The following is a 24,503-nucleotide window of genomic DNA, read 5'->3' on the forward strand; positions in this document are numbered from 1 at the left end:
GTATCTGGAACTGGGCGCGTGTCTCAAACATGCAAAGCGGCCGGTCCGAGGTGGTGCCTGCAAAAACCTTGAGTTCCTGCTGGAAATCCGGCATGAGATTGAGCATCGCTCAACAAGCCGGATAGACGATGCACTGGGAGCGAAGCTCCAAGCATGCGCTTTGAATTTCAACGAATTCATCAAACAGGAATTCGGAGTTCAGTATGGCCTTGAGAAGCGACTTCCTCTTGCGCTGCAATTCGTGTCCTTCGGAAGTGAGCAGCGATCGGTCCTAAAGAAGGCGTCGGGACTTCCCAAGCATGTCGAGGCGACTATCAACGCGTTCGAGAATGGGTTGTCCGATGATCAGATGCGGGACCCGGCTTACCGAATGTCATATGGCTTCATCCCTATTGCTGCCAAGAAGCTTGGTGCAGCTGACTCCTTGGTCCAGATCATTCCCGCTGGAAGCCCGGAGGCCGAAGAGATCGAGAAGATCATCTTCAAGGATGTGAACCGAAAACGCTATCCTCCCGCGAGAGCCGTCGACGAGGTCCGAGCGCGCGGATTCCCGAAGTTTCGGCAGCACGATCACACTTCGCTGTGGAAGAGCCTTGACGCTAAGAAGGATGGCAAGGGCTTCGGTTGCGTCGGAGACTACGGCAACTGGGTTTGGTTCGATCCATGGATCGAGGAGGTAGTTAAGTACTGCGAGGCTCAGGGCGATCGATTCCGCTGATCTTCGAGTCATGTCCTGCCACGAGAGCGGACCAAGCCGCAGATCCTGGCGAGACGCGCCGTTTCCATTCCGGAAACGAGCTTCCGGCGGCGAATCGCGCATGTCCTATTTACCGGAATGCGTCAGCCCTGCGGGGGGCATGACCGTTTTCAACGGTCAAGCCGGGCATGCCCCTCACGATATCAAAGCTCCCGGAGAAATCTTCACCCCTCGCGCCCTCCGCAAGCTTGCTCCGGGCGCGCGGACCGCGGGCGCGCCACTGGCGCCCCCTCAGAGCGGTCCGCGGAGACATCTCGATCCGACCCAGTCAAACGGATCTGGTAGAAGAGTCCGTTTGAAAACTCGGACGGTTTGGTCCGGCGGGTCTTTTCGCGCTTGGGTCGCGTCGGTCACGGGGGCCAATATCCCTCGCCGGACCTCCGCTGTCGGGTTTCCAGGCAGCTTCCGAGGGTTCAGCCGAAGGCTTCGGCGTATTCCTCGGGCGAGAAACCGACAAGCAGCGCGCCGTCGTGGTCGAGCACCGGGCGCTTGATCGCGCTCGGATGCGCGGCGAGGAGGGCGAGCGCGCGGGTCTCGTCGAGGCCGGCCTTCTCCGCCTCCGGCAGCTTGCGGAAGGTGGTTCCCGCCCGGTTCAGCAGCGCCTCCCAACCGACCTGACCCGCCCAGTCGCGCAATGTCTCGGGCGTGATCCCGGCGGTCTTGTAGTCATGGAACCGGTAGTCGATCCCGCGAGCGTCGAGCCAGGCGCGCGCGCGCTTCATCGTGTCGCAATTGCGGATACCGTGGATGACGATGGCCATTCTTCCGCTCCCTGCGCGGGCCGCGCGGTTCCGACGCTAGTCGAGAATCCGCCGATGCGAAAGCGATCGCCGTGATGGCGCGCGGTCAGCGTTCGAGCGCCTGACGGCGGCGGCCGGCGAGATCGAGCAGCACCGCGTCGCTCTCCTCTCGACGCTGGTCGAGTTCGGCGCGCAACGCGGCGAGTTCCGCCTCAAGCGCAGCGATGCGAGCCGCCAGCGCCCGGTCGCTCAGCGGTCGCGCGGCGCCGGGTCGCGCATGCGCGAGCCATTGGCGCCAGGACGATCCGCGGCCGAGACGTTGCCGGACCGCCGCGATCCTTGGTCGCGCCGCGTCGGCCGCGCGCCCGATATGGCGTTCGATCCAGGGCAGGGCGGCTTCGAGGCCGCGGTCCGGCGGCAGGGCGATCAGCGCCCAGCCGACGGCGGTCGTCCCGCCGAGCCAGAGCACGAAGCCGGCCGGCCCGCTCCAATAGGTCGCGAGCGCGCCGGTCAGCGCGACCACCACCCAGGCAGCCTTCGGCGCGGGCCAATTCGCCGGTGGCCGGGCGAAGGCGCGGCGGCGCTTCGGATCGGTGGTGGTCAGCCAGCCGAGCATCGCGAGGCCGAGGCCGGTCGCGGCGAGCGTGGCGCCGACGCTCACTCGGCGGGCTCCAGTCGCGTGATTCGGGTATCGGTTCCGGCGTCGGTTCGATCCGACGGCATCTCCCGGCGCGAGACCAGCCAGAGCACGCCGCCGGCGATGAGCAGCAGCAGATCGACGCTCAGCACATCGACCTGCCGGCTGATCAGCGCGTCTGACCAGGTCATGCCGCCGGTGCCGAGCCGCAGCACCGGCAGCAACAGGCAGGCGACCGCCAGCATCCGCTGGAAGCGCCGGCCGAGCGCGGCGGCGTCGGCCATCCGGATCCCGAGCAGGATCGCGACCGCCGCGCCGAGAACGAAGCTCCAGGGCGTCCAGAAGAACGGATCACCGGCGGGGTGTGACAGGAAGAAGCCATAGGCCGCCGCCACCACGCCGAGCGGCAGGCCATAGGCGGTGACGAGCGAGGCCCGCCAGAAACCGCGCCAGAGCGGCTGGTCGATCCGGCGCCTGATCCAGAGCCGAAGGCCGGACAGGATGACAAAGCACATGGCGACGCCGAGAGCGCCCCAGACCGCCTGCGACAGAACGCCTGCGAAGTCGCCGAAATGCAGCGGATACATCAGACCATAGAGCGCGCCGCCGACCGAAGGCCCGTTGCCGACGATCACCTTCTGACCGAGGAAGGTTCGACTCGGACCGTCGAACACCATCTGCGGCTCGATCAGTCCACCTTCCGGCGCCTCGTGCCAGACCGCGACCCGGGCGTCGGCGCGGCCGAAGCGCGTGATATCGACATAGGTGGCCGCGGCGCCACCGGCGCGATCGACGGAATCGGCCAGCAGATGGTCGAGGCTGGCAAGCGGCGCCGCGGCCGCGTTCTCGGGGACCGGCGGTTCGTAGAGCGTCTCGGTCAGCGCCTCTTCGTCGCCGCCGAAGGCGACGGTCGCGACCAGCGGGAAGCCGATCGTACTGGCGAAACTGAAGAACGAGCCGGTGAAGGCGAGCAGGAACGCGAAGGGCAGGCCCCAGCTCGCAGCCAGCACATGCCGGTCGCGGGCCGAGACGAGGCGGCCACCCGGCCGCTCGGCGACGAAGAGATCGCGAACGAGATGACGGTGCATCAGAAAGCCGGTGATCACCGCGGCCATCATCATCAGCCCCAGCACGCCGGTAAGGATCAGGCCCCAGGGATTGGGCAGATAAAGCTGGACATGAAGGTCGATCAGGAAACGGCGCAGGGCGCTGGTCTCCCAGGCGGGCGGATCTTGCCAGACGAAACCGTCGTGCCGCTCCAGCACCGCGCCCGACCCCGTATCGACGCGGAAGATCGTGCCGAGATCGTCGAGCTCGCCCTCCTCGGGATTCATCGCATGGGTATGGAAGAAGACATACGCGTCGCCGCCGACGCCGGCCCAGATGGCGATGTCATCGAGATAGGCGGGGTCGACCTCCTTCGCCAGCCGGCGGACGGTGGCGTCGATCGGCCCGGCCAGCGGCTCGCCATGGCGCACGGTCCCGGCGGACCAACGGCCGATTTCCGGCGCGAAGACCGCGACCGCGCCGGTGAAGACGACGGCGTAGAGCAGGAGCCCGAGCAGGACGGCCGACCATCCGTGCACGGCGGTCATGCGTTTCATCCGGGGCTGCGACAGCGGGATCATCGGCGCTCTCCGGTCATGCGAGGCTGATGATCACGGCGAGCGTCTGCGCCACCGTCGCGCCGACGAGGACCAGCGCGGCGCGCGGCAGGTTCTCCGCGAGGCAGGCGTAGAAGAAGGGCACGGCCCAGATCAGCGGGGTGAGCAGGATCGGCAGCGCGATGTCATTGACCCCGGCGGCGCCCGGCGGCACCCAGAGCGGCATCGCCGCCATGGTGGCGAGCGCGGCGAGGATCGTCACCGGCCCCGCCAGCAGCCACCGGGTCACGACGGGGCGCGCCTCGACACGGCCGCGCAGCCGGGCGATGACGCCTCCGGCGGGGCCGCCCCTGGTGGTTCTTTCCGATATCGATGCCGGCCGGCCGATCATGCCCGCTTCCCCAGCTCAGTCGTCGCTGGCTAGCGCGAGAGTTCCGCGCCTGGCTTCCACGGAGGGTAAACCAACGGTGCGCGAGTTCAAGACCGGTTCTTCGGCTTGACGGGGGGGCTCCCGCGGGCTTCGCCCTTGGGCCCGGCGGCCGCTCCCGCGGCGGCGACGGGAGCGGCCTGTTGGCCGCGGGTCTTTTGTTCTCCCCGCCGGTTGGCGGGGCCCCGCGTCCTGCCCGACAGGAATCCGCCGATATGAAACCGGAAGAAGGACCGGGGTGACGCCGCGACAACCGGGGCGGTGAGTTGCCGGGTGCGGGGAAGTGTGGCATGTCTTTGGCGCAACCAACTTCCGCAGCCCTGAGGATTATTCCGCATGATCGATTTCGCCGCCGCCCGCGTCGCCATGGTCGATTGCCAGGTCCGGCCCTCGGACGTCACGCGCTTCCCCATCATCGAGGCGATGTTGGCGGTTCCGCGCGAGGACTACGTGCCCGAGGCGCTCAAGGCCGTCGCCTATCTCGGCGAGCACGTCCCGCTGGCGCCGGGTCGGGTGCTGCTCGACCCCCGGGTCTTTGCCAAGATGCTCGACGCGCTCAATCCCGGACCGACCGACCTCGTGCTCGATATCGGCAGCGGCCTCGGCTATTCGGCGGCGGTGATCGCACGCATGGCCGAGGCGGTGATCGCGCTCGAGGAGGAGGCGGATCTCGGCGCCGAGGCCGAGGGTCGGCTCGCGGCGCACGAGGTCGACAACGCGGTGACCCAGGCCGGCCCGCTCGCCGGCGGCGCCGCCGAGCATGGCCCGTTCGACGCGATTTTCGTCGAAGGCGCGATCGAGACGCTTCCGCCGGCGATCGAGGCGCAGCTGAAGCCCGGTGGGCGGATCGTCGCGATCTTCGGCGCCGGCCGCGGCGGGCAGGCGCGACTCGGCCTCAAGCTCGGCCACGGCATCGCCTGGCGGCGTATCTTCGATGCCACGGCTCCGATACTGTCCGGTTTCGCCGAGACGAAAGCGTTTGAATTTTGACCGTTTCCAGCGGATAGTGTCGCCGCGAGCCCCGGGGAACGGGCCGGTTCGAGAGCAGCAATCCGAGGTTTTTCATGCGTATGCGTCGCCGTCTTCGACCGTTTCTGCTTTCGACGGCGCTGTTCATCGTGCTGGCCCCGGCCGGGGTGACGGCCGAGACGCTGTCCGACGCGTTGGTCAAGGCATATCAGACGAGCCCGCTGCTGCAATCGAGCCGCGCGGCCCTCCGGGCGACCGACGAGGGGGTGCCGCAGGCGAGTTCGGCAAAGAAGCTGCAGACCTCGCTCTCGGGAAACGCCAATCTGCAGACAAATTCCGACAACGATTTCGGCAATGTTCCGGATACCTATCTCGCCGGACTGAACGCGAATCTGCTTGTCTACGACCACGGCCAGACCAAGGCGGCCGTTGACTCGGCCCGCTTCGCCATCGCCGCCGCGCGGGCCGATCTGCTCAATGTCGAGCAGCAGGTGCTGTTCGCCGCGGTCTCGGCCTATATGGATGTGCGCCAGGGCCTTGAATTCGTCGCCATCGCCGAGAACGATGTCGGCGTGCTCGAGGAGCAGTTGCGCGCGGCCAACAACCGTTTCGATGTCGGCGAGGTCACCCGCACCGACGTCAGCCTGACCGAGGCGCAGCTCGAATCCTCGCGCGCCACGCTTGCCAACGCGCGCGGCAATCTGCAGATCGCGCGGCAGGCCTATCTCGCGGCGGTCGGCACCTTGCCGGACAATCTGGCGACGCCGCCGGCCCTGCCGCCGCTGCCGGCGACGCCGACCGAGGCCGAGGCGATCGGCCGGCGGAGCAATCCCCAGATCATCGCGGCGCAGTTCTCCGAGCGCGGCGCGGTCGCCGATTTCGACCGGGCGCTGGCGGCCAAGGGGCCGAACGTCGGCCTTACCGGCTCGGCCGGCTGGCAGGGCTACGAAAAGGTCGGCCAGGGCGACAAACTGACCGCGAGCATCGGCATCCAGGGCAGCTTGCCGCTGACCACCGGCGGCAATGCCGACAGTCTGGTGCGGCAGGCCCAGCAGATCCTCGACCAGCGCCGCTCGCAGGTGCAGGAGGCCGGGCGCAACGTGGTCGAGAGCGTGAACAACTCCTGGATCCAGCTGCGGGTGGCGCGGGCGCGGATCGTGGCGAACCAGCGGCAGGTCGAGGCCTCGCGCATCGCCTACGAGGGCGTCGCCGAGGAGGCGCGGCTCGGGGCGCGCTCGACCATCGACGTGCTCGACGCAAACCAGGACCGGCTGGAGGCCGAGGCCGAGGTGGTGCGCTCGAAGCGCGATGAATATGTCGCGGGCTATGCGATCCTGCAGGCCATGGGGCTGCTCACCGTCGATCACCTGAAGCTCGGGATCGAGACCTACGACCCGGACGTCTATTTCACCGAGGTTCGCAATGGTCCGCGCGGCGGCTACGACACCTCGGCGGTGGACCGTATCCGCGCCCGCTGGGCGAAGCAGTAGCGTCATGGCGGCGATTGGCGGAAAAGACGGCGGCGTGGGCGAAACGCCCGGCTCGACGGAATCCCTCGCCGACGTGCTGGCGTCGATCCGCGCGCTGGTTTCCGCCGAGACGGCGGCGCGCCTGCCCGACGTGCCCGAGGATGAGGACGTGGTGATGCTGACCGCTGAGATGCGGGTCGAGGCACCGGTCCGCGCCGGCGACGTGCTTTCGGAAGGGATCGGGTTCGGCGTGCCCCGTCCGGTGTCGGCCCGGATCGGCGCGCAGCAGGCGGCCGCGGCGCCGATCCTCGACGAGGAGGCGCTGCGCGGGGTGATCAATGCGATCGTCCGCGAGGAACTGCAGGGCGAACTCGGCGAGCGGATCTCGCGCAACCTGCGCAAGCTCGTCCGGCGCGAGATCCGGGAGATGCTGGACGAGGACCGCGCGCGCTCTTCCTGACCGGGCGCGCTCTTCCTGATTGGGCGGGGCCCGCGTCTCCTGATTGGGCGGGGCCCGCGTCGGTGAGGAGCCGCCGCGCTCAGCCGATCGGATCGCCCGGGCCCGGGGCCGGCGTCACGATGTCGGCGGCGGCGCGGCGGTCCGACCAACGGCGCCAGCCGATCCAGACGACGAAGCCGACGGCGACGGTCGCGACGAAGAGCGTGCCGAGCGGGCCGATGATATCGGCGATGGTGTGCCAATTGTCGTGCAGGATCACTCCCGCGAGCAGGAGGAACGTGATCCAGACCGCGGAGCCGATCGTGGAGAGGACGAGGAAGCGCCCGAACGGCATTTCCGACAGGCCGGCCGGAATCGAGATCAGGGTGCGCACGCCCGGCGCGAGGCGCCCGAGCAGCACGGCCTTCGAGCCGTGGCGGTCGAACCAGGCGATCGCCGCCTGGACGTCGGCGGGCTTCACGGCGGCGTATTTGCCCCAGCGCGCCGTCAGTTCGAGAAAGCGCTGGCGCCCGACGAGGCGGGCGATCAGATACCAGGGCAGGTTGCCGAGCAACGTCCCGGCGAGTGCCGCCAGGAGCACCACTGTGAAGTTCATGCGCCCGGCTCCGACCGCGAGCCCGGCCACCGGCATTATCACCTCGGACGGAATCGGCGGAAAGACATTCTCGGCGAGCATGAGGAGGAAGATGCCGACATAGCCGAAGGCGCCGATGACCTCGATGATCCATTGCTCCATCGGTCCGGTGCCTCCTCGCTGCCTCGCCGTGGTCGCTTACCGCATTTTTTGCGGGTGCGAAAGCCTGAGGGATTGTTTGAAAACTCGGCCGGTCGGTCCGACGGATCCTTGTCGCGCCCCGGTGCGTCGATCATCCACGCCGATATCCCCGATATTGGCATGGATGATCTCCTGCCGGGATCACGAAAATCCCATCCCGGACCGACCGGCCGAACTCTCGAAAATTCTCTAGCCGGGTGGCACCGGGCAGGAGAGGTCGCCTTCCTCGCAGGCGAGAAAGCCCCTGAACTCCTCCGATCGCGCGCGGGTCAGGTCGGCGAGACATTCGCCGCGGATCATCGGGTAGATGCTGCCGCCGGCGACGGAGGACGCGACGAAGTCGCACTCCGCGTCGCGGTAGGTGACCCAGGCGCGTTGGGCCGCGACCAGCGGCGCCTTGTCCGCCCCGAGCCGCGCGGTCATCTCCTTGTAGAGATTGTTCAGCTCGGCGTCGGCCGCCTGATAGTCTGTGCCGGCGCAGGTGTTGAGCTCGGATTGCGTCGCCTCCGGACCACAGTCGGCATGCGCGGCCAAGGGCATGCCGCCGAGGAACGCCAGCAGGACGGCGCGCGGGATCAGAGGCCGGTTCTCTTCGCCGCGGTCCATAGCGCGTCCATCTCCTCCAGGTTCGAATCCTCCGGTCCGCGGCCCGTTTCGGCCAGGGCGGCCTCGATCGCGTGGAACCGCCGGGTGAATTTCGCATTCGCGCCGCGCAGCGCGGTCTCGGGGTCGATATTCAGGTGGCGCGCGAGGTTTGCCATGACGAAGAGCAGGTCGCCATATTCCTCCTCGGCATGCGCCGCGTCGCGCGCGGTGGCGAGCTCGCCCGCTTCCTCGACGATCTTGTCGAGTACCGAAGTCGCGTTCGGCCAGTCGAAGCCGACGCGCGCCGCCCGGTTCTGCAACTTGATCGCGCGGGTCAGTGCCGGCAGGCCGGCGGCGACGCCGTCGAGCGCGCTGACTTTCGCCGGTCTGGACGCGCGCTCGGCGGCCTTGATCGCCTCCCAGTCGCGGGTTTGCTGCTCCGGCGTCTTGTCGCGACTCTCGGCGCCGAAGACATGCGGATGGCGGCGGACCATCTTGTCGGCGATGGCGCGGACCACGTCGTCGAAGGCGAAGGCGCCGCGCTCCTCGGCCAGCCGGGCGTGATAGACCACCTGGAACAGCAGGTCGCCGAGTTCTCCGCGCAATTCGCCCATGTCGTCCTCGGCGATCGCCTGGGCCACCTCGTAGGCCTCCTCGATCGTGTAGGGGGCGATGGTGGCGAAGCTCTGTTCGATGTCCCATGGACAGCCCTGCGCGGGATCGCGCAATTGTGCCATGATGGCGAGAAGGCGCGGAACGCCGCCGCGCGGATCAGCGATCAGGCCGTCGATCTCGGGGCCGTGAATGGTGTCGTCGGGCATTGGCGGAGACTAGCGTGACGCTTCCCGGCCGGGAAGGGGTGATCCGCGAGAGGGGGAAAGCGAATGGCGGTGATCAACCGGATCGCGGAATTCGACGCCGAGATGCGGGCCTGGCGCCGGCATCTGCACAGCATCCCGGAGCTTGATTTCGACCTCCACCAGACCGCCGCCTTCGTCGTCGCGCGGCTGCGCGAGATGGGGGTCGACGAGATCCACGAGGGGATCGCCCGGACCGGAATCGTCGCGCTGATTCGCGGGCAGGGCGAGGGGCCGGTGGTCGGGCTGCGCGCCGACATGGACGCGCTGCCGATCGAGGAGCGGCCGGAGCGGCCCTACAAGTCGCGTCACGCCGGGCGAATGCATGCCTGCGGCCACGACGGCCATGTCACGATCCTGCTCGGCGCCGCGCGCTATCTCGCCGAGACCCGGAATTTCGCCGGCACCGTCGCGCTGATCTTCCAGCCGTCCGAGGAGATGTCGGGCGGGGGCAAGGTGATGTGCGACGAAGGGATGATGGAGCGATTCGGCATCTCCCGGGTGTGGGCGCTGCACAACATGCCCGGCCTGCCGCTAGGCAATGTCGGGACACGGCCGGGGCCGCTGATGGCCGCGACCGACCAGTTCGAGATCGTCGTGCGGGGCCGAGGCGGGCACGCCGCCTATCCGCACAACTGCCTCGATCCCGTCCCTCCGGCGATCGACATCGCGCAGGGGCTGCGATCGATCGTGTCGCGCCGGGTGGATCCGCTGGTCTCGGCGGTGGTGTCGCTGACCGTGCTCGAGGCGGGCGAGGCGACGAATATCATCCCGCAGTCCGCGCGGCTGGCCGGGACGGTGCGCACGCTCGACGCCATGACGCGGCAGGCCATCGCCGGCTGGATCAGGACGCTGGCCGAGAGCGGCGCGCGCGCGCATGGCGCCACGGCGGAGGTGAGCTACGAGTTCGGCTATCCGGTGGTGGTGAACGATCCAGTCGAGGCCGCCTTCTGCGCGAGGGTCGCGGCCGAGGTGGTCGGCGAGGCGCGCGTGGTCGCGGACTGCGCGCCGCAGATGGGCGCCGAGGATTTCGCCTATATGCTCGAGGCGCGGCCCGGGGCCTATGTCTTTCTCGGCACGGGGGACGGCGCGCCGCTGCATCATCCGGATTTCGACTATAACGACGATGCCAGCCCGATCGGCGCTTCCTATTTCGCTCGGCTGGTCGAGACGGCGCTGCCGCGCCGCGCGCCGTCGTGAGACGGGCTATGCGAAGCCCAGCGTGGTAAGAATGCCGCCGGCGGCGATTGCGACACCGTAGGGCAGGGCGGTCTCCGGCCCGCCGCGGCGGATCAGCCGGAGCGCGAGGAAGACAAGGGCGAGGAGGCCGCCGGCGAGGACCGTGACCATCAGGAAGGCGCCGGTGCCCTCCGCGCCGAGCCAGAGCGAACCGGCGCCGAGCAGCTTCGCGTCGCCACCGCCGAGCAGGCCGGCCGCGAACAGACCCGCCCCGGCGGCGAAGATCGCGAGCGCCGCGGCGATGTCGATCCCCAGCGCCACCGGCGATGCGCCACCCCAGGCGGCGAGACCGAGTCGGGCCAGTCCCGCGAAGGCGAGCGCGAGGACCAGTGGGTTGGGGATGCGGCGCCGGGCAATGTCCCCGGCGGCCGCGAGGGCGAAGAGGGCGACGGCGGCGGCGGACAGGACCTGCATGGGCGCGCGCTCCAATATGTGGGGCCGGGACGAATGCCAGCCGCGACCTCCCGGTGTTACACCAAAAGTTGTAGTCAAATTCAACTTAAACGCGTAAAGTCGTCCCTCAGGTAGAAAAGAGGCGCCTGAATGGCCGATGACAGGGCAGTGAATGGGCGGCGCGCGCTCGCGGCGCTCGCGCTGGCGGGAATGCTCAGCGGATGCGCGGGAGGTTTCGATCCGAGCTTTGGCCTCGGCGGTGAGCCGGCCGGATCGCCGATCAAGCTCGCCGACCGGGCGGCGCAGGCGGGGGACTATGCCACCTCGGCCAATCTTTATCAGCAGGCCTTCGAGGCCAATCCGAATTCGGTCGATGCGATGGTGGGGCTTGGGCGCGCCTATGCCGGCATGGGACAGTACCAGCGCGCCGAACAGGCCTTGCTCGAGGCGAGCCGGCGGCGGCCGAACGATCCCCGCGTGCTGCTCGAGCTTGGCCGCGTCCAACTCGGCGGCGGCGATCCGACCGCCGCGCTGGCGACGCTGGAACGGGCGCGGGCGCGGGCGCCGCGCGATCTGGCCGTCATCACCGCGCAGGGCATCGCGCTCGACCGGCTCAGTCGCCACGCCGAGGCGCAGGCGGTCTATCGCGATGGGCTGGAGATCAACCCGACCGATTTCGCGCTGCTGAGCAATCTCGGCCTGTCGCTCGGCCTGTCGGGCCAGACTTCGGAAGGCATCACCATCCTGCGCGAACTGGTGCGCGACGGCGCGGCGACGGCGAATACGCGGGGCAATCTGGCGCTGGTCTACGGCCTCGCCGGGCGCGACGCCGAGGCGGCGGCGACGCTGGCGCCGGATCTGACGCGAGCGCAGATCCAGAACAACCTCGCCTACTACCACGAACTTCGCGCGCTTTTCGCGCAAGGCCGGCCGATCGGCGCGCTGCGCTAGGAGCGCCAGGCGCCCGGAACGAGTGTCGCGGCGGCCACTATCGGGCCGCGCGGTTGAAACCGGCGGTGGAATCCCCCATGAAAGAGGTCGGACGGGAGCGTTCTTCCGAGGGGGCCTTTATATGTCGCGTACCAGTGAGCATCCGACTTCGACGCCTGTGGACTCGCCTGTCTTCGGGCAGCTGGCCGCGGCGGCCCGCGAGCGGATCCTGATCCTCGACGGGGCGATGGGAACCCAGATCCAGGGACTCGGGTTTGGCGAGGAGGATTTCACCGCGCATGGCGCCTGCGCCTGCCACGGCCATCCGCAGCAGGGCAACAACGACCTCCTGATCCTGACCCAGCCGGACGCGATCGAGGAAATCCACTATCGCTACGCCATCGCCGGCGCCGACATCATCGAGACCAACACCTTCTCCTCGACCTCGATCGCGCAGGCTGACTACGGCATGCAGGACAAGGTCTATGACCTGAATTTCCATGGCGCGCGGCTGGTGCGAAGAGCCGCCGACCGGGCGGAGGCCGAGGATGGCCGGCACCGCTTCGTCGCCGGCGCCCTCGGGCCGACCAATCGCACCGCCTCGATCAGCCCGGATGTGAACAATCCAGGTTATCGCGCTGTTACGTTTGACGATCTTCGCCTCGCCTATGGCGAGCAGCTGCGCGGCCTGATCGACGGCGGCGCCGATGTCATCCTGATCGAGACCATCTTCGACACCTTGAACGCCAAGGCTGCGATCTTCGCCTGCGACGAGATCTTCATCGAGAAGGGCGTCCGCCTGCCGATCATGATCTCGGGCACCATCACCGATCTCAGCGGCCGTACCCTGTCGGGCCAGACTCCGACCGCCTTCTGGCATTCCGTGCGGCACGCGGAACCCTTCACCATCGGCCTGAACTGCGCGCTCGGCGCGCGCGAGATGCGGGCGCATCTGGCCGAGATCGCCGGCGCCGCCGACACCTTCGTCTGCGCCTATCCCAACGCCGGCCTGCCGAACGAATTCGGCCAGTATGACGAGAGCCCGGAGTTCATGGCGACCCAGATCGCGGAATTCGCCGCCGAGGGCTTGCTCAATGTCGTCGGCGGCTGCTGCGGCACCAGCCCGGCGCATATCCGCGCCATCGCCGAGGCGGTGGCGAAATTCCCCCCGCGGGTGCCGCCGGAGCAGCCGCCGCTGATGCGGCTGTCGGGGCTGGAGCCCTTCACGCTGACCCCCGAGATCCCCTTCGTCAATATCGGCGAGCGGACGAACGTCACCGGCTCGGCCAAGTTCCGCAAGCTGATCACGGCGGGCGACTTCGCGGCCGCGCTGGTGGTCGCGCGGGACCAGGTCGAGAACGGCGCGACGATCATCGACATCAACATGGACGAGGGCCTGATCGATTCGAAGCAGGCGATGGTCGAGTTCCTGAACCTGATCGCCGCCGAGCCCGACATCGCCAAGGTGCCGGTGATGATCGACAGCTCGAAATGGGAGATCATCGAGGCGGGCCTGAAATGCGTTCAGGGCAAGCCGATCGTCAATTCGATCTCGATGAAGGAAGGCGAGGAGGCGTTTCTTCATCACGCGCGCCTCTGCCGCGCCTATGGCGCCGCGGTGGTGGTGATGGCCTTCGACGAACAGGGGCAGGCCGATACCGAGGACCGCAAGGTCGAGATCTGCGCCCGCGCCTACAAGCTGCTGACCGGAATCGGCTTTCCGCCGGAGGACATCATCTTCGACCCCAATGTCTTCGCGGTGGCGACCGGCATCGAGGAGCATGACAATTACGGCGTGAACTTCATCGAGGCGACTCGGCGGATCATCCGCGACCTGCCGCATGTCCATATCTCGGGCGGCGTCTCGAACCTCAGCTTCTCCTTCCGCGGCAACGAGCCGGTGCGCGAGGCGATGCACGCGGTCTTTCTCTATCACGCGATCCAGGTCGGCATGGACATGGGGATCGTGAACGCGGGCCAGCTCGCGGTCTATGAGAGCATCGATCCCGACCTGCGTGAGGCTTGCGAGGATGTGGTGCTGAACCGGCGCGCGGACGCGACCGAGCGGCTGCTCGGGATCGCCGAGCGCTACAAGGGCGCGGCGGGCAAGGAGGCGAAGGAGCGCGACCTCGCCTGGCGCGACTGGCCGGTGGCCGAGCGGATCAGCCATGCCTTGGTCAATGGCATCACCGAATTCATCGACGCCGATACCGACGAGGCGCGCCTCGCGGCGGAGCGGCCGCTGCATGTGATCGAGGGGCCGCTGATGGCCGGGATGAACGTGGTCGGCGACCTGTTCGGCGCGGGCAAGATGTTCCTGCCGCAGGTGGTGAAGTCCGCCCGCGTCATGAAGCAGGCCGTCGCCGGTCTGCTGCCCTACATGGAGGCCGAGAAGCTGGCCAATGGCGGGACGGGCGAGCGCGAGAGCGCGGGCAAGATCCTGATGGCGACGGTGAAGGGCGATGTGCATGACATCGGCAAGAACATCGTCGGCGTTGTTCTCGCCTGCAACAATTACGAGATCATCGACCTCGGGGTGATGGTGCCGGCGACGAAGATCCTCGAGCGGGCGAAGGCGGAGAATGTCGATATCATCGGCCTCTCGGGCCTCATCACCCCGTCGCTCGACGAGATGGTGCATGTCGCGGCCGAGATGGAGCGCGAGGGGTTCGACATTCCGCTGCTGATCGGCGGGGCAACCACCAGCCGGGTGCATACCGCGGTGAAGATCCACCCGAAATACGACCGTGGTCAGGCTGTTTATGTGACCGATGCGAGCCGCGCGGTCGGTGTGGTGTCGAGCCTGCTCTCGGCCGATGCCAAGGGTGCCTATGTCGAGGCGATACAGGCCGAATATGGCAAGGTCGCCGAGAACCACGCCCGGAGCGAGCGGGAGAAGCGGCGCCTGCCGCTGGAGCGCGCGCGCGCCAATGCGACGCGGATCGACTGGACGGGCTATGTCCCGCCGAAGCCGTCGTTCCTCGGCACGCGGGTGTTCGCCGAATGGGATCTGGCGGATCTCGCGCGCTATATCGATTGGACGCCGTTCTTCCAGACCTGGGAGCTGAAGGGCCGCTATCCGGCGGTTCTCGATGATCCGGCGCAGGGCGCGGCGGCGCGGCAGCTTTTCGAGGACGCGCAGGCGATGCTCGCGAGGATCATCGGCGAGAAGTGGTTCGCGCCGAAGGCGGTGATCGGCTTCTGGCCGGCGAACGCGGTTGGCGACGACATCCGGATCCATGCCGACGAGGGGCGGACGACGGAGCGCGCGATGCTGCGCACCCTGCGCCAGCAGATCACCAAGCGCGACGGCCGGCCGAACGTGGCGCTCGCCGATTTCGTCGCGCCGGAGGGGATCGCGGACTATGTCGGTGGCTTCGTCGTCACCGCCGGGATCGAGGAGATCGCGATCGCCGAGCGGTTCGAGCGCAGGAACGACGACTATTCCTCGATCCTCGTCAAGGCGCTGGCCGACCGGTTCGCCGAAGCCTTCGCCGAGCGGCTGCACGAGCGGGTCCGGCGCGAGTTCTGGGGCTATGCCCCGGACGAGCACTTCAAGCCCGAGGAGCTGATCGGCGAGCCCTATCGCGGAATTCGACCGGCGCCCGGTTATCCCGCGCAGCCGGACCATACCGAAAAATCGACACTGTTCAATCTGTTGGACGCGACCGTTGCGACCGGAGTCGATCTGACCGAGAGTTTTGCCATGTGGCCCGGCTCCTCGGTTTCGGGCCTCTATCTGGCGCATCCGGACAGTTATTATTTCGGCGTCGCCAATGTTGAGCGCGATCAGGTCGAGGATTATGCGCGGCGCAAGGGCATGACGGTGGCCGAGGTCGAGCGCTGGCTGAGCCCGGTCCTGAACTACGTGCCGGCGCCGCGGGTCGAGGCGGCGGAATAGGCGCCTCGACGGATTGATTTCGGGAGCGATGCACCGGTCGGAGGGAAGGCGGTCCCGCGCGGCCCGCCTGTAGGGCGCCGGCGAACAAATCCGGCGATAGCCGGTGTTCCGACTGGAAATGTCCGTCGCGTTCGTGCTACCCTAGGTTGTATTCGCGAGAACCGATGCGAGGCGCGCCGAAGGGAGCCGCGACTGATGCAGATGACTGAACGACCGGCGTTGTCGGCCCTGTTCCGGATGATGGAGGCGCGCCTGCGCCTGCCGGCGGTCGGCCTTTACGCGTGGCGTTCGAATGCCTGCCGCTGGCTGGCGGGCCGGGATGCGCCGATCGAGACGGCGCCCGGCGAGTGGCAGCCGCTGCCGCCCGGGATGGCGCGGGCGCTGGCGCTCGGCAAGGCCTTCCGCTTTGATCCGGCCGAGTTCGGCCTCGCCGGCGCTTTCGCCGCGGCGCAACCGATCGAGGGCGGGGCCGACGCCGCGCATTTCCTTCTGGTTCACGGCCCCGCGCCGCGGCGGCTGACACCCGCGTTGATCGCGGGGCTGGCCGATGGCGCGACACTGGCGCGGCCGCTCGTCGGACGGCGCGGCTGGCATTCGCCGCGCGCCGCGCCCGCGCCGACCGACGGCGCGGCGGTGCGCGGGGCGATCCTGCCGAGGATCGCGGCGCAGCGGATTGTCGAGGCGGCATTGCGCGCCCAGTCCGAGAACGGCGACATGGCGGTCTTCATGATCGACCTCGACCGCTTCCGCTCGGTGAACGAGGCGCTTGGCATGGCGGCTGGAGACGCGTTGCTCGCCGTGACCGGCGCGCGGCTGGAGCGGGCGCTCGATCGCGGCGACCGGCTGGTGCGGCTCGAGGGAGACCGGTTCGTCGTGCTTGCCTCGCATCCGCCCGACGATCCGGAAGCCTTCGCGCGCCGCCTGCTCGAGGTCGTGGCCCAGCCGCTGGTGCTCGCCGGTCATACCGTGGCGATGCAGGCGAGCATCGGCGTCGTCGCGACCACGGCGGGCGAGCGCAACGCCGCCGCGCTGCTCCTGCGAGCCGACAGCGCGATGCGCCGGGCCAAGGCCGAGGGGCGGAACCGCTCCGCCCTGCATGAGCCGCGGCTCGACGCCGCCAATCTCGAGAAGAGCCAGCTTGAGCTTGATCTCTCGAACGCGCCGCACAACGGCCAGATGCATCTCACCTACCAGCCCTTCGTCGATCTCGACCTGATGCGGGTGACCGGGGTCGAGGCGCTCTTGCGTTGGCGGCATCCGACACGGGGCGAGGTGCAGCCGAAGACCTTCATCCCGCTGGCGGAATCGACCGGACTCATCCTGCCGATCGGCACCTGGGCGCTGCGCACCGCCTGCGCCGAGGCGGCGCGCTGGCCGGTCCGGCCGCTGCTCGCGGTCAATATCTCGGCGCTGCAGTTCCATCAGCCGGGTTTCACCGCGCAGATCGACGCGGTGCTGGCGGAAACCGGCTTCCCCGCCGACTGCCTCGAACTCGAGATCACCGAGACGGTGCTGATGCGCGACAATCCCGAGACCATCGGCCAGCTCGAGGCGCTGATCGCGCGCGGCATCCGTATCGCGCTGGATGATTTCGGCACCGGCTACAGCGCGCTCGCCTATCTCGCGCGGCTGCCGCATCACCGGATCAAGCTCGACAAGTCCTTCGTGCAGGACCTGACCAACCCCGCGACCGCCGAACTCATCCGGGCGATCATCGCCCAGGCGCGGGCCAACGGCGTCTGCGTCACGGCGGAAGGGGTCGAGGTGCCGGACCAGCTCGCCCAGGTGCGCGCGATGGGGTTCACCCACGCGCAAGGCTACGCCACCGGCGCCCCGACGGCCGATCCGGTGGCCTTGTTCTCCGAGCGGCTGGCCGCATCCTGAACGAGGCGACGTGGGCGGGCTTGCCAGGCGGCGGGCCGGCGCGCACATTCGACCGTGCCTCAGGAGCGCGGAACCGCGGATATTGATTCATTCCTCCAGCCAGTCACCCGCGGCATGCGACGGCTGAGCCAGTCGCCGCGCGATCCCGGTTTCGCGCGGGATCCCTATCCCTTCTATGTCCGCGCCCGGGAGGCGGGGCCGCTCTTCTGGTGGGAGGACTATGGCTATCCCTGCGCCGCGGGTCACGCAACGGTCGGCGCGCTGCTCCGCGACCGGCGCTTCGGGCGCGAAATGCCCGGCGAGCCGAAGCCGCCGCGGCCCGGGCATCTGCGGGATTTCTACGCGATCGACGATCTGTCGCTGCTCGACCGCGAGCCGCCCGCCCATACGCGGCTGCGCGGCCTCGTGTTGCGCTCCTTCACCTCGCGGCGGATCGCGGCGCTGGGGCCGGAGATCACGGCGCTGGCGCACCGGCTGATCGACGGGTTCGAGGGGCCGGAGGTGGAGCTGATCACCGCCTTCGCGGAACCATTGCCGGTCATCATCATCGCCCGGCTGCTTGGCGTTCCGGAGGAGATGGCGCCGCGCCTGCGCCTCTGGTCGCACGACATGGTGGCGATGTACCAGGCGCTGCGGGACCGCGGCGTCGAGGAGCGCGCGGCCGCGGCGGCGCGTGAGTTCGCCGCCTTCCTGCGCGACCACGTCGCGGCGCGGCGGGCGCGGCCGGGCGACGATCTCATCACCCATCTCATCGCCGCCGAAGAGGCGGGCGATCGGCTGAGCACCGAGGAACTGGTCGCGACCTGCGTCCTGCTGCTCAACGCCGGGCACGAGGCAACGGTGCATGCTATCGGCAACGGCGTCCACGCGATCCTGGCGAACGGCGCGGATCCGGCGGCGCTGTTCGCGGAAGAGGCCGCGACGGCGGCGACGGTCGAGGAAATCCTGCGGTTCGATCCGCCGCTGCATCTCTTCACGCGGCTCGCGCTGGAGGAGGTGGAGGTCTTCGGCCACCAGTTCCGCCGCGGTGAGACGGTCGGCTGCCTGCTCGCCGCGGCGAACCGCGATCCGGCGCGCTATGCCGAACCCGACCGGTTCGATCCGTCTCGTGGCGGCGCTGGTCAGCTCACCTTCGGCGCGGGGATCCATTTCTGCGTCGGCGCGCCACTCGCGCGGCTGGAGCTTGGGCTGGCGCTGCCCGCGCTCTTTTCGCGGATACCGCGGCTGAGGCTCTCGCGGCCTGCGATCTTCGCCGATCGCTACCATTTCCGCGGGCTGGAGGCGATGTGGCTCAGGGCCGGAAATTGACGCGGCGAAAGCGCGTCGAATGAAACAGGTTGCGAAATCGGTCATGCCAGCGGCGCGGACGGACGACCCTTCGACCGGGCACCAGTCCCGGCCCGTCCTCTTGGTGCGACCGTGGAGATGCGCGGCCACCCAGGGGCGCCCCCGTCCGTACTTCGAGGTCCGGCGCTTCCCCGCGCCCCATCGCCTCCGGCCCTCCAGCGATCGGCCCGGCCGAGGCGGTGCCTCGGCTTTGTCGGGCCTGCGCCGCGCGTGCCTCCGGCGCGCTTGGTCAGGAAGTCAACGAGATGGGCCGTTGGCACTACATCATCAATAGTTTCCGAGACGCTCGTCACGAAGGCGGATCGCCGAGTTCCCCGGCAGAGCCCCCATCGCGGCGGCCGCCGCGTACCGAGTTCCCGAAGGAGACAGGATGGCAGACTATACCGACCACCAGAAGAGCGAGGATCTGACGGTCCCGCGCGGAATGGGCTACGCGCAGGGGCTCCAGCGCTCGACGGGGCGGTTCGACCCATACATCGGAGGGGACGATCAACGCCGCCCGGTCGGTGCCGCGCGGCATGGTCTCCGCGGTGTTCTGGTCGGGGCTCGCCGGCTGGATCATGCTCCGCGCCCTCGTGCCGATGCTGCCGGGCATGGAGGAGGCGGCGCGACAGGGCTGGAACGTCTTCTTCCGGGGAATGGACGCGCAGGTGAAACCGGCGATCAGGACGCTGCTCCATCTCGCGGTCTTCGTCTCGCAACGGCTCCGCGGCCTCGCCAGGGCCCGCCGATCGGCCACCAGATCGCCAAGCGACAGGTGGCGATCAAGGCGGCCGGGCGGACGATCGGCGAATCGGGCTGACATCGTTCGCCGCTCGCGCGTCGAGTTGATATTTCGAGCGGTCTTTCGCCTGGAAGTGCGCTAGGAGTGCGACCCAAGATTCGCACAACGTCGCGGATTGAGCGATACTTAAGGACTGACATGATGATGAAGAAACTCTCGGCCGAGGCAATCGGTACGTTCTGGCTTGTATTCGGCGGCTGCGGCAGCGCCGTGCTCGCCGCCGGCTTCCCCGAACTCGGCATCGGCTTCACCGGCGTCGCGCTCGCCTTCGGCCTGACCGTGCTGACCATGGTCTATGCCGTCGGCCCGATCTCGGGCGGACATTTCAACCCGGCGGTGTCGCTCGGTCTCGCGATCGGTGGCCGCTTCGAATGGAACGAGCTGATCCCCTATTGGGTGGCTCAGGTGATCGGCGGCTTTCTCGGCGCGCTGGTGCTCTATCTCATCGCCTCGGGCAAGCCGGACTTCGTGGCCGGCGGCTTCGCCTCGAATGGCTATGGCGAGCTTTCGCCGGGCAAGTACGGCCTCGCCTCGGCGCTGATCATCGAGATCGTGCTCACCGCCGGCTTCCTGCTGGTGATCCTCGGCGCCACCTCGAAGAAGGCGCCGGCCGGCTTCGCGGGTATCGCCATCGGTCTGGCGCTGACCCTCATCCATCTCATCTCGATCCCGGTGACCAATACCTCGGTCAACCCGGCCCGCTCGACGGCGGTCGTGTTCTTCGCCGACACCGGCGCGCTCGGCCAGCTCTGGCTGTTCTGGGTCGCACCGCTGATCGGCGCGGCGATCGGCGCGGTGCTCTGGAAGGCTCTGCTGGCGGACGACTGATTTCGGCCGGTCAGATCGGGCCGCGATGTGAGTTGAAAAAAAGCGGCGCGGGCTCCCCGCGCCGCCTGTCGAACGGGGGGACCGCATGATGGATGTCACTCTCTACTACGCGCCGAGAAGCCGGTCGCTGCGCGCGCTCTGGCTGCTTGAGGAACTGGGAATACCCTACGCGCTGACGCCGCTCAGCCTGAGGCGGGGGGAGCACAAATCCCCCGAGATGCTGGCGCTGAACCCGATGGGCAAGGTGCCCGTGGTGACGGTCGATGGCCATGCCGTCTGGGAGACGCCGGCGATCATCGCGCATCTCTGCGATCTCGCGCCCGAGGCGAAGCTGGCGCCGAAAATCGGCACGCCGGAGCGCGCGGATTTCTATCGCTGGCTTTCGTTCGGAACGGCGGTGATGGAGCCGGCCTTCATGGACCAGATGAAACATCACGACGTGAATCCGACGCAGGCCGGTTGGGGCGATTTCGCCTCGATGAAGGCGGCGCTCGCCCGCGGCCTGACCGCTGGCGACTGGATTCTGGGGAAACGGTTCTCGGGCGCCGACATTCTCGTCGGCGGCAATCTCGCCTGGTTCAGCGGCTGGGCCCGCGACGCCTTCGCCGACCTGCCGAATCTCTACCGCTATATCGGGCGGCTGGAAGCGCGCCCTGCGCGGATTCGCGCGCTCAAGATCGAGGCGGACCTCGCCGCGCGCGAGGACGCGGGCGCCTGAGGCGCGCGCCGGTCACACCCGCTCGATGATCCGACTCGACGGTCGATCATTTGAAAATAAAAGAAAACAAGTATTTTTGAGGCAGAAAGTCCCTCAGCGCCGGCGGCAAAATAGATTGCTCATGAAAACATTGGGCTTTTTCGGCTGCGCGGCCTGTGGAAAATTCCGCCATCTATCGCTGGTGACGGCGACCGAGCTTTTTGAGGCTTCCAAAGGTGAAAGTGCTCGCCGTCACCGCATGGTATCGACTCTCTGTCACGGTTGGGGATCCTCCTCGAAAGATTCCGTTCGCGACGCCTGACAGTGATCACACATCGGGCAGTGTCGAGATAGGTCTGGTTCATGGCTTGAGCACCAGCAGACCGTCGGCCGAACGAGACACCCAAGGTCGATCACTTCCCGTGGGCAATTGCGATGGATCGAGCTTGCCGACTCATGGCTGGGCAAGCTCACGGCCCAGTTGCAGACAAAGACGCACGGTCTTGACGCTGGTGCAGCCCTTGAGCAGTTCGCCGAACACATTGGCGCGCAGGCTATAGCTACTTTCGACCAGTTCGCGCGCCTCTTGCAGCGACTGACGCACGCCGACTTCGCTCAAAACCTCCAATAGTGCGCGCTCCGGCGCCGAGACGAGCGGGGCGCCGTCACGATTCTCGAACGGCCGGACATGCGGCAGCGCGTTCGGGCGCTCGATGAATAACCGCTTGCGGTGATATTCGGCCGGAAAGCGATCCGTGAACCATTCGGGAAAGCGCCCTGCCTTCCAGCCGTAGAGATGAAGGGTCGGCCGTTGGGCGACGCAGTGGCGGATGCCGTGCCAGTCGAGCGCGGACTTCCCACCGACATGCAGGCCCTCGAAGCTTCGTTGCAGACCATCGAGATCATCAAGCGCTCCGACACCGCGAAGGGATTCGAGCTTCCGCCGCGTCGATGGGTGATCGAACGCACAGAGGTGGTCCCCATTTCGCGGACAGTTTCGCGGCGTTTGCCAAGCAAACGTCGAGGATGTTCCTCGCTTGGAACGTCGCTCACGCAGGCGACCTACTCGGGATAGATCTCAGCGCCGTCCGGCATCGTCTTGCTGAATAGAACAATGACCAAAGGATTGCCCGGCTCGGACATCGCATCGCTGCGCTGGCCGATGACCTCTCCGCTCACCGCGCTCGTATATTCGGCAACGACCTCACCGAAGCTGTCGCGCTGTACGGCGAGCTTCTGTCCGGGCTCGACCCTGTCGGTGAGCTTGACGAGATGCTCGACGATGCCGCCGGCGGTGGCGATGACCGGGAAGCCGCTGTTGCCGACGAAGACGGCCATGCCCTCGGCCGTGCGACCCATCGGGCCGGCGACGATACCGTGATGCTTGAGTACGTTCATCGTGCCTTCCACGAACAGTTCGATCATCCCGGGGTCGAGGACGCGCGCCGCGCCGATCTCCGGTGCGAAGGCCGGGATTCCCGCGTCGAGAAATGCGTTGTGCAGGACAGTAGGATAGGCGGCCTTCGGCATGTCGAGGATCTGGCCGACGGGATAGAGGTCCAGCATCGCCTTGACCTCGGGTCGCCCGATTTCGCCGATGTTGAAGGCGCTGACCTCGAATCCGGTCGTGCCGGTATGGAAATCGATCGCCACGTCGGCGTTTGGCCGCAGCAGGCGGTTGAACAGGAGCCCGGCATGGCGGTTCGCCGCCGTCAGGCCGTTCTCGTTCCCGGGCCATTCCCGGTTCATGTCGATGAGATCGATGCCCCGGCCCTGGTTCGGCCACCGGCGCTGCATGCTTTCCAGCGCCGGGCGGGACACGTCGGTGACGGCCATCACCGTGCCTGACATCTCCACCGGATCGAGCTGGTTCATCACGGTCTGGACCGTATGAATAGAGCTCATCTCGTCGCCGTGCACGCCGCTCGTCAGAACGACGCGCTTGCCCGGCTTCGCCCCCTTGGCGACCGTCACGGACACGTACCAGTGCTGCCCGGTGGGCGTCTCCACGCCCTGAAAATACAGGAGGTGCCTCTTCCCGGCCTCGAGGTCGTTCACGTCGAGCGCACTGACGACCTTCTTCCCGCGGATGGTGTCGCCGGTATAGGCGGTCCCCGCCTCCGCATCGGCGGAGGCCGCGGTCGCCTCCTGCGCGTTGGCGGCGCCCGCGATGAGAGCGGCGGACGCGCCCGCCGACGCGATGGATGCGATCATGAAGTTGCGACGATCGAGACGGTCCGTGGCTTCTTCCGACATGATGCGTCCTTTGTAGTTCGCAGCCGCTATACCGACGACGGAAAGACCGAACAACCGCGTATCGGGCGAGGCCGTCCAGCCGACGACGCTACCGACGAGCTACACCACGACCCGGGCCACGACCGCCGCCGAAGCCGGCGGCACGTTTCGAACTGACGGAGGCAAGCCTGGCCAGATCGTCGAAGAAGACCAGCGCGCCGGCGCGATGCAGCGGGAGCCGTCCTTGGAGGAACAGGCGGCGAAACAGGCGCGACAGCACCCGGACATGCTGAAAGAACCCCGGCCGACAGGACACCCATCCGCCAGAGCCGAACGCCAGCCTCACGCGTCAATGCCGCGGAGCGGCTTTGTCCTTGGGCCGAAATCGACGATCCGGGCTTCGCGGCGAAGCTGTCGGCAGTCAGCCCTGTGGACGCCTCCTTACGGACGTGCGAGCCAGACCAGATCGCTTGGTCCGACCTCGTCGCTCGCCGCGTCAGGCCTGCTCGGGGCGGCCGAGGGTCGCGTCGACCCAGTTGTAGACGGCGCTGTCCCAGACGTTCTGGCCCAGGCCGCCGCAGTGCCCGCTTGCGCCGGACGCCACGGTGAGAGCGATGTGCGAGGTCGGGGCGGTCATCCGGCTGGCCAGGGCCTTTGCGCCGTCCGATCCGGCGAGCGGGTCGTTCTCGCATTCGACGAGCAGCGTGGGCGCCGTGATCTGCGAGGCGACGGACAGCATGTCGTAGTCGCGGAGCGTCGCGAAGTAGTCCTCGATCGTGCGAACCCCGTGCGTCGCCATGCGTGCGCGGAAGAACTCGCGCTTGTCCGCGCTGAGCTTCTCCTCCACCGAGATGATCGGCGCGGCCATCAGGCCCACCAGTCCGCCCGGGATGTGCGAGCCGAGGTTCGGGTCCGGCGGGTCGCAGACCAAGGCGGCGATGCGGTGCTCGAAGGCCGCGGCGCGCGGGGCGAGGTATCCGGCGAG

23 protein-coding genes and 1 pseudogene are annotated in these 24,503 nt (G+C 68.0%); 12 read left to right on the forward strand and 12 right to left on the reverse strand.

The features are described from left to right. A partial coding sequence (locus tag Q0480_RS09460) for a DUF3644 domain-containing protein (protein WP_366940836.1) occupies positions 1-718 on the forward strand: 718 nt, incomplete at its 5' end. 452 nt (positions 719-1,170) lie between these two features. On the opposite strand, the gene Q0480_RS09465 is transcribed toward Q0480_RS09460, so the two are convergent. The 4 genes from Q0480_RS09465 to Q0480_RS09480 all read right to left on the reverse strand — a co-directional run bounded on the left by Q0480_RS09465 (position 1,171) and on the right by Q0480_RS09480 (position 4,129). Then, entirely contained in the window at positions 1,171-1,518 is a 348-nt protein-coding gene (locus Q0480_RS09465; protein ID WP_299132363.1) for an ArsC family reductase, read from the reverse strand. Between the two features lie 85 nt (positions 1,519-1,603). Beyond that, on the reverse strand, positions 1,604-2,158 hold the full coding sequence (locus Q0480_RS09470; RefSeq protein ID WP_299132365.1) for a hypothetical protein: 555 nt from the start codon (positions 2,156-2,158) through the stop codon (positions 1,604-1,606). Then, on the reverse strand, positions 2,155-3,762 hold the full coding sequence (locus tag Q0480_RS09475; RefSeq protein ID WP_299132367.1) for a PepSY domain-containing protein: 1,608 nt from the start codon (positions 3,760-3,762) through the stop codon (positions 2,155-2,157). Before Q0480_RS09475 ends, Q0480_RS09470 begins: the two co-directional genes overlap by 4 nt. Positions 3,763-3,775: 13 nt before the next feature. Next, a complete protein-coding gene (locus Q0480_RS09480) occupies positions 3,776-4,129 on the reverse strand; it encodes a hypothetical protein (RefSeq protein ID WP_299132369.1) in 354 nt (117 codons plus the stop codon). Between the two features lie 372 nt (positions 4,130-4,501). Here Q0480_RS09480 and Q0480_RS09485 point away from each other — a divergent pair, with 372 nt between their 5' ends. The 3 genes from Q0480_RS09485 to Q0480_RS09495 all read left to right on the forward strand — a co-directional run bounded on the left by Q0480_RS09485 (position 4,502) and on the right by Q0480_RS09495 (position 7,063). After that, positions 4,502-5,155 carry a protein-L-isoaspartate O-methyltransferase gene (locus Q0480_RS09485; protein ID WP_299132370.1) on the forward strand — a complete coding sequence of 218 codons (654 nt, stop codon included), beginning with the start codon at positions 4,502-4,504 and terminating at the stop codon, positions 5,153-5,155. A 74-nt stretch (positions 5,156-5,229) separates the two neighbouring features. After that, the gene (locus Q0480_RS09490) at positions 5,230-6,624 is read left to right on the forward strand and encodes a TolC family outer membrane protein (RefSeq protein ID WP_299132372.1); all 1,395 of its coding nucleotides are present in this window, start codon (positions 5,230-5,232) and stop codon (positions 6,622-6,624) included. A gap of 4 nt (positions 6,625-6,628) precedes the next feature. Next, the gene (locus Q0480_RS09495) at positions 6,629-7,063 is read left to right on the forward strand and encodes a hypothetical protein (RefSeq protein WP_299132373.1); all 435 of its coding nucleotides are present in this window, start codon (positions 6,629-6,631) and stop codon (positions 7,061-7,063) included. Positions 7,064-7,142: 79 nt separating this feature from the next. Here the strand turns inward: Q0480_RS09495 and Q0480_RS09500 are convergent, their stop codons facing one another. The 3 genes from Q0480_RS09500 to mazG all read right to left on the reverse strand — a co-directional run bounded on the left by Q0480_RS09500 (position 7,143) and on the right by mazG (position 9,160). Then, entirely contained in the window at positions 7,143-7,799 is a 657-nt protein-coding gene (locus tag Q0480_RS09500) for a DedA family protein (protein ID WP_299132374.1), read from the reverse strand. Positions 7,800-8,027: 228 nt separating this feature from the next. Next, positions 8,028-8,444, reverse strand: a complete 417-nt coding sequence (locus tag Q0480_RS09505) for a lysozyme inhibitor LprI family protein (protein WP_299132375.1) — start codon at positions 8,442-8,444, stop codon at positions 8,028-8,030. Next, entirely contained in the window at positions 8,414-9,160 is a 747-nt protein-coding gene (gene mazG, locus Q0480_RS09510; protein WP_299132396.1) for a nucleoside triphosphate pyrophosphohydrolase, read from the reverse strand. The genes Q0480_RS09505 and mazG overlap by 31 nt, the downstream gene beginning before the upstream one ends. 147 nt (positions 9,161-9,307) lie before the next feature. Between mazG and Q0480_RS09515 the strand changes: the two genes are divergently transcribed. After that, a complete protein-coding gene (locus Q0480_RS09515) occupies positions 9,308-10,480 on the forward strand; it encodes a M20 aminoacylase family protein (RefSeq protein ID WP_299132377.1) in 1,173 nt (390 codons plus the stop codon). 6 nt (positions 10,481-10,486) lie between these two features. Here the strand turns inward: Q0480_RS09515 and Q0480_RS09520 are convergent, their stop codons facing one another. Next, positions 10,487-10,933, reverse strand: coding sequence for a prepilin peptidase (locus Q0480_RS09520; RefSeq protein ID WP_299132379.1), 447 nt, complete (start codon positions 10,931-10,933; stop codon positions 10,487-10,489). A gap of 129 nt (positions 10,934-11,062) precedes the next feature. On the opposite strand from Q0480_RS09520, the gene Q0480_RS09525 reads away from it, so the two are divergent. The 7 genes from Q0480_RS09525 to Q0480_RS09555 all read left to right on the forward strand — a co-directional run bounded on the left by Q0480_RS09525 (position 11,063) and on the right by Q0480_RS09555 (position 21,304). Then, positions 11,063-11,863 carry a tetratricopeptide repeat protein gene (locus tag Q0480_RS09525; RefSeq protein ID WP_299132381.1) on the forward strand — a complete coding sequence of 267 codons (801 nt, stop codon included), beginning with the start codon at positions 11,063-11,065 and terminating at the stop codon, positions 11,861-11,863. Between the two features lie 121 nt (positions 11,864-11,984). Beyond that, positions 11,985-15,743: a methionine synthase gene (gene metH / locus Q0480_RS09530; protein WP_299132383.1), complete on the forward strand. Its 3,759-nt coding sequence runs from the start codon at positions 11,985-11,987 to the stop codon at positions 15,741-15,743. A gap of 195 nt (positions 15,744-15,938) precedes the next feature. Next, positions 15,939-17,627 (forward strand): bifunctional diguanylate cyclase/phosphodiesterase, encoded by a 1,689-nt coding sequence (locus Q0480_RS09535; RefSeq protein WP_299132384.1) that lies wholly within the window; start codon positions 15,939-15,941, stop codon positions 17,625-17,627. Positions 17,628-17,741: 114 nt separating this feature from the next. Beyond that, a complete protein-coding gene (locus Q0480_RS09540) occupies positions 17,742-18,935 on the forward strand; it encodes a cytochrome P450 (protein ID WP_299132386.1) in 1,194 nt (397 codons plus the stop codon). A 557-nt stretch (positions 18,936-19,492) separates the two neighbouring features. Beyond that, positions 19,493-19,840, forward strand: a complete 348-nt coding sequence (locus Q0480_RS09545) for a hypothetical protein (RefSeq protein WP_299132389.1) — start codon at positions 19,493-19,495, stop codon at positions 19,838-19,840. 59 nt (positions 19,841-19,899) lie between these two features. Further along, positions 19,900-20,586 (forward strand): aquaporin Z, encoded by a 687-nt coding sequence (aqpZ, locus tag Q0480_RS09550; protein WP_299132399.1) that lies wholly within the window; start codon positions 19,900-19,902, stop codon positions 20,584-20,586. A gap of 85 nt (positions 20,587-20,671) precedes the next feature. Next, positions 20,672-21,304: a glutathione S-transferase family protein gene (locus tag Q0480_RS09555; protein ID WP_299132391.1), complete on the forward strand. Its 633-nt coding sequence runs from the start codon at positions 20,672-20,674 to the stop codon at positions 21,302-21,304. Between the two features lie 433 nt (positions 21,305-21,737). Here Q0480_RS09555 and Q0480_RS09560 read toward each other — a convergent pair whose 3' ends face one another. The 4 genes and pseudogenes from Q0480_RS09560 to Q0480_RS09575 all read right to left on the reverse strand — a co-directional run. Beyond that, entirely contained in the window at positions 21,738-22,175 is a 438-nt protein-coding gene (locus Q0480_RS09560; RefSeq protein ID WP_366940837.1) for a type IV toxin-antitoxin system AbiEi family antitoxin domain-containing protein, read from the reverse strand. A gap of 170 nt (positions 22,176-22,345) precedes the next feature. After that, a complete protein-coding gene (locus Q0480_RS09565) occupies positions 22,346-23,539 on the reverse strand; it encodes a succinylglutamate desuccinylase/aspartoacylase family protein (RefSeq protein WP_299132392.1) in 1,194 nt (397 codons plus the stop codon). Between the two features lie 160 nt (positions 23,540-23,699). Continuing rightward, positions 23,700-23,837: pseudogene (locus Q0480_RS09570) on the reverse strand (IS91 family transposase); the annotation flags it as partial. A gap of 177 nt (positions 23,838-24,014) precedes the next feature. Continuing rightward, positions 24,015-24,503, reverse strand: a 489-nt coding sequence (locus Q0480_RS09575) for a hypothetical protein (RefSeq protein ID WP_299132394.1), incomplete at its 5' end; no start/stop codon positions are given.

Source organism: uncultured Amaricoccus sp. (assembly GCF_937891315.1).
GTDB lineage: Bacteria > Pseudomonadota > Alphaproteobacteria > Rhodobacterales > Rhodobacteraceae > Amaricoccus.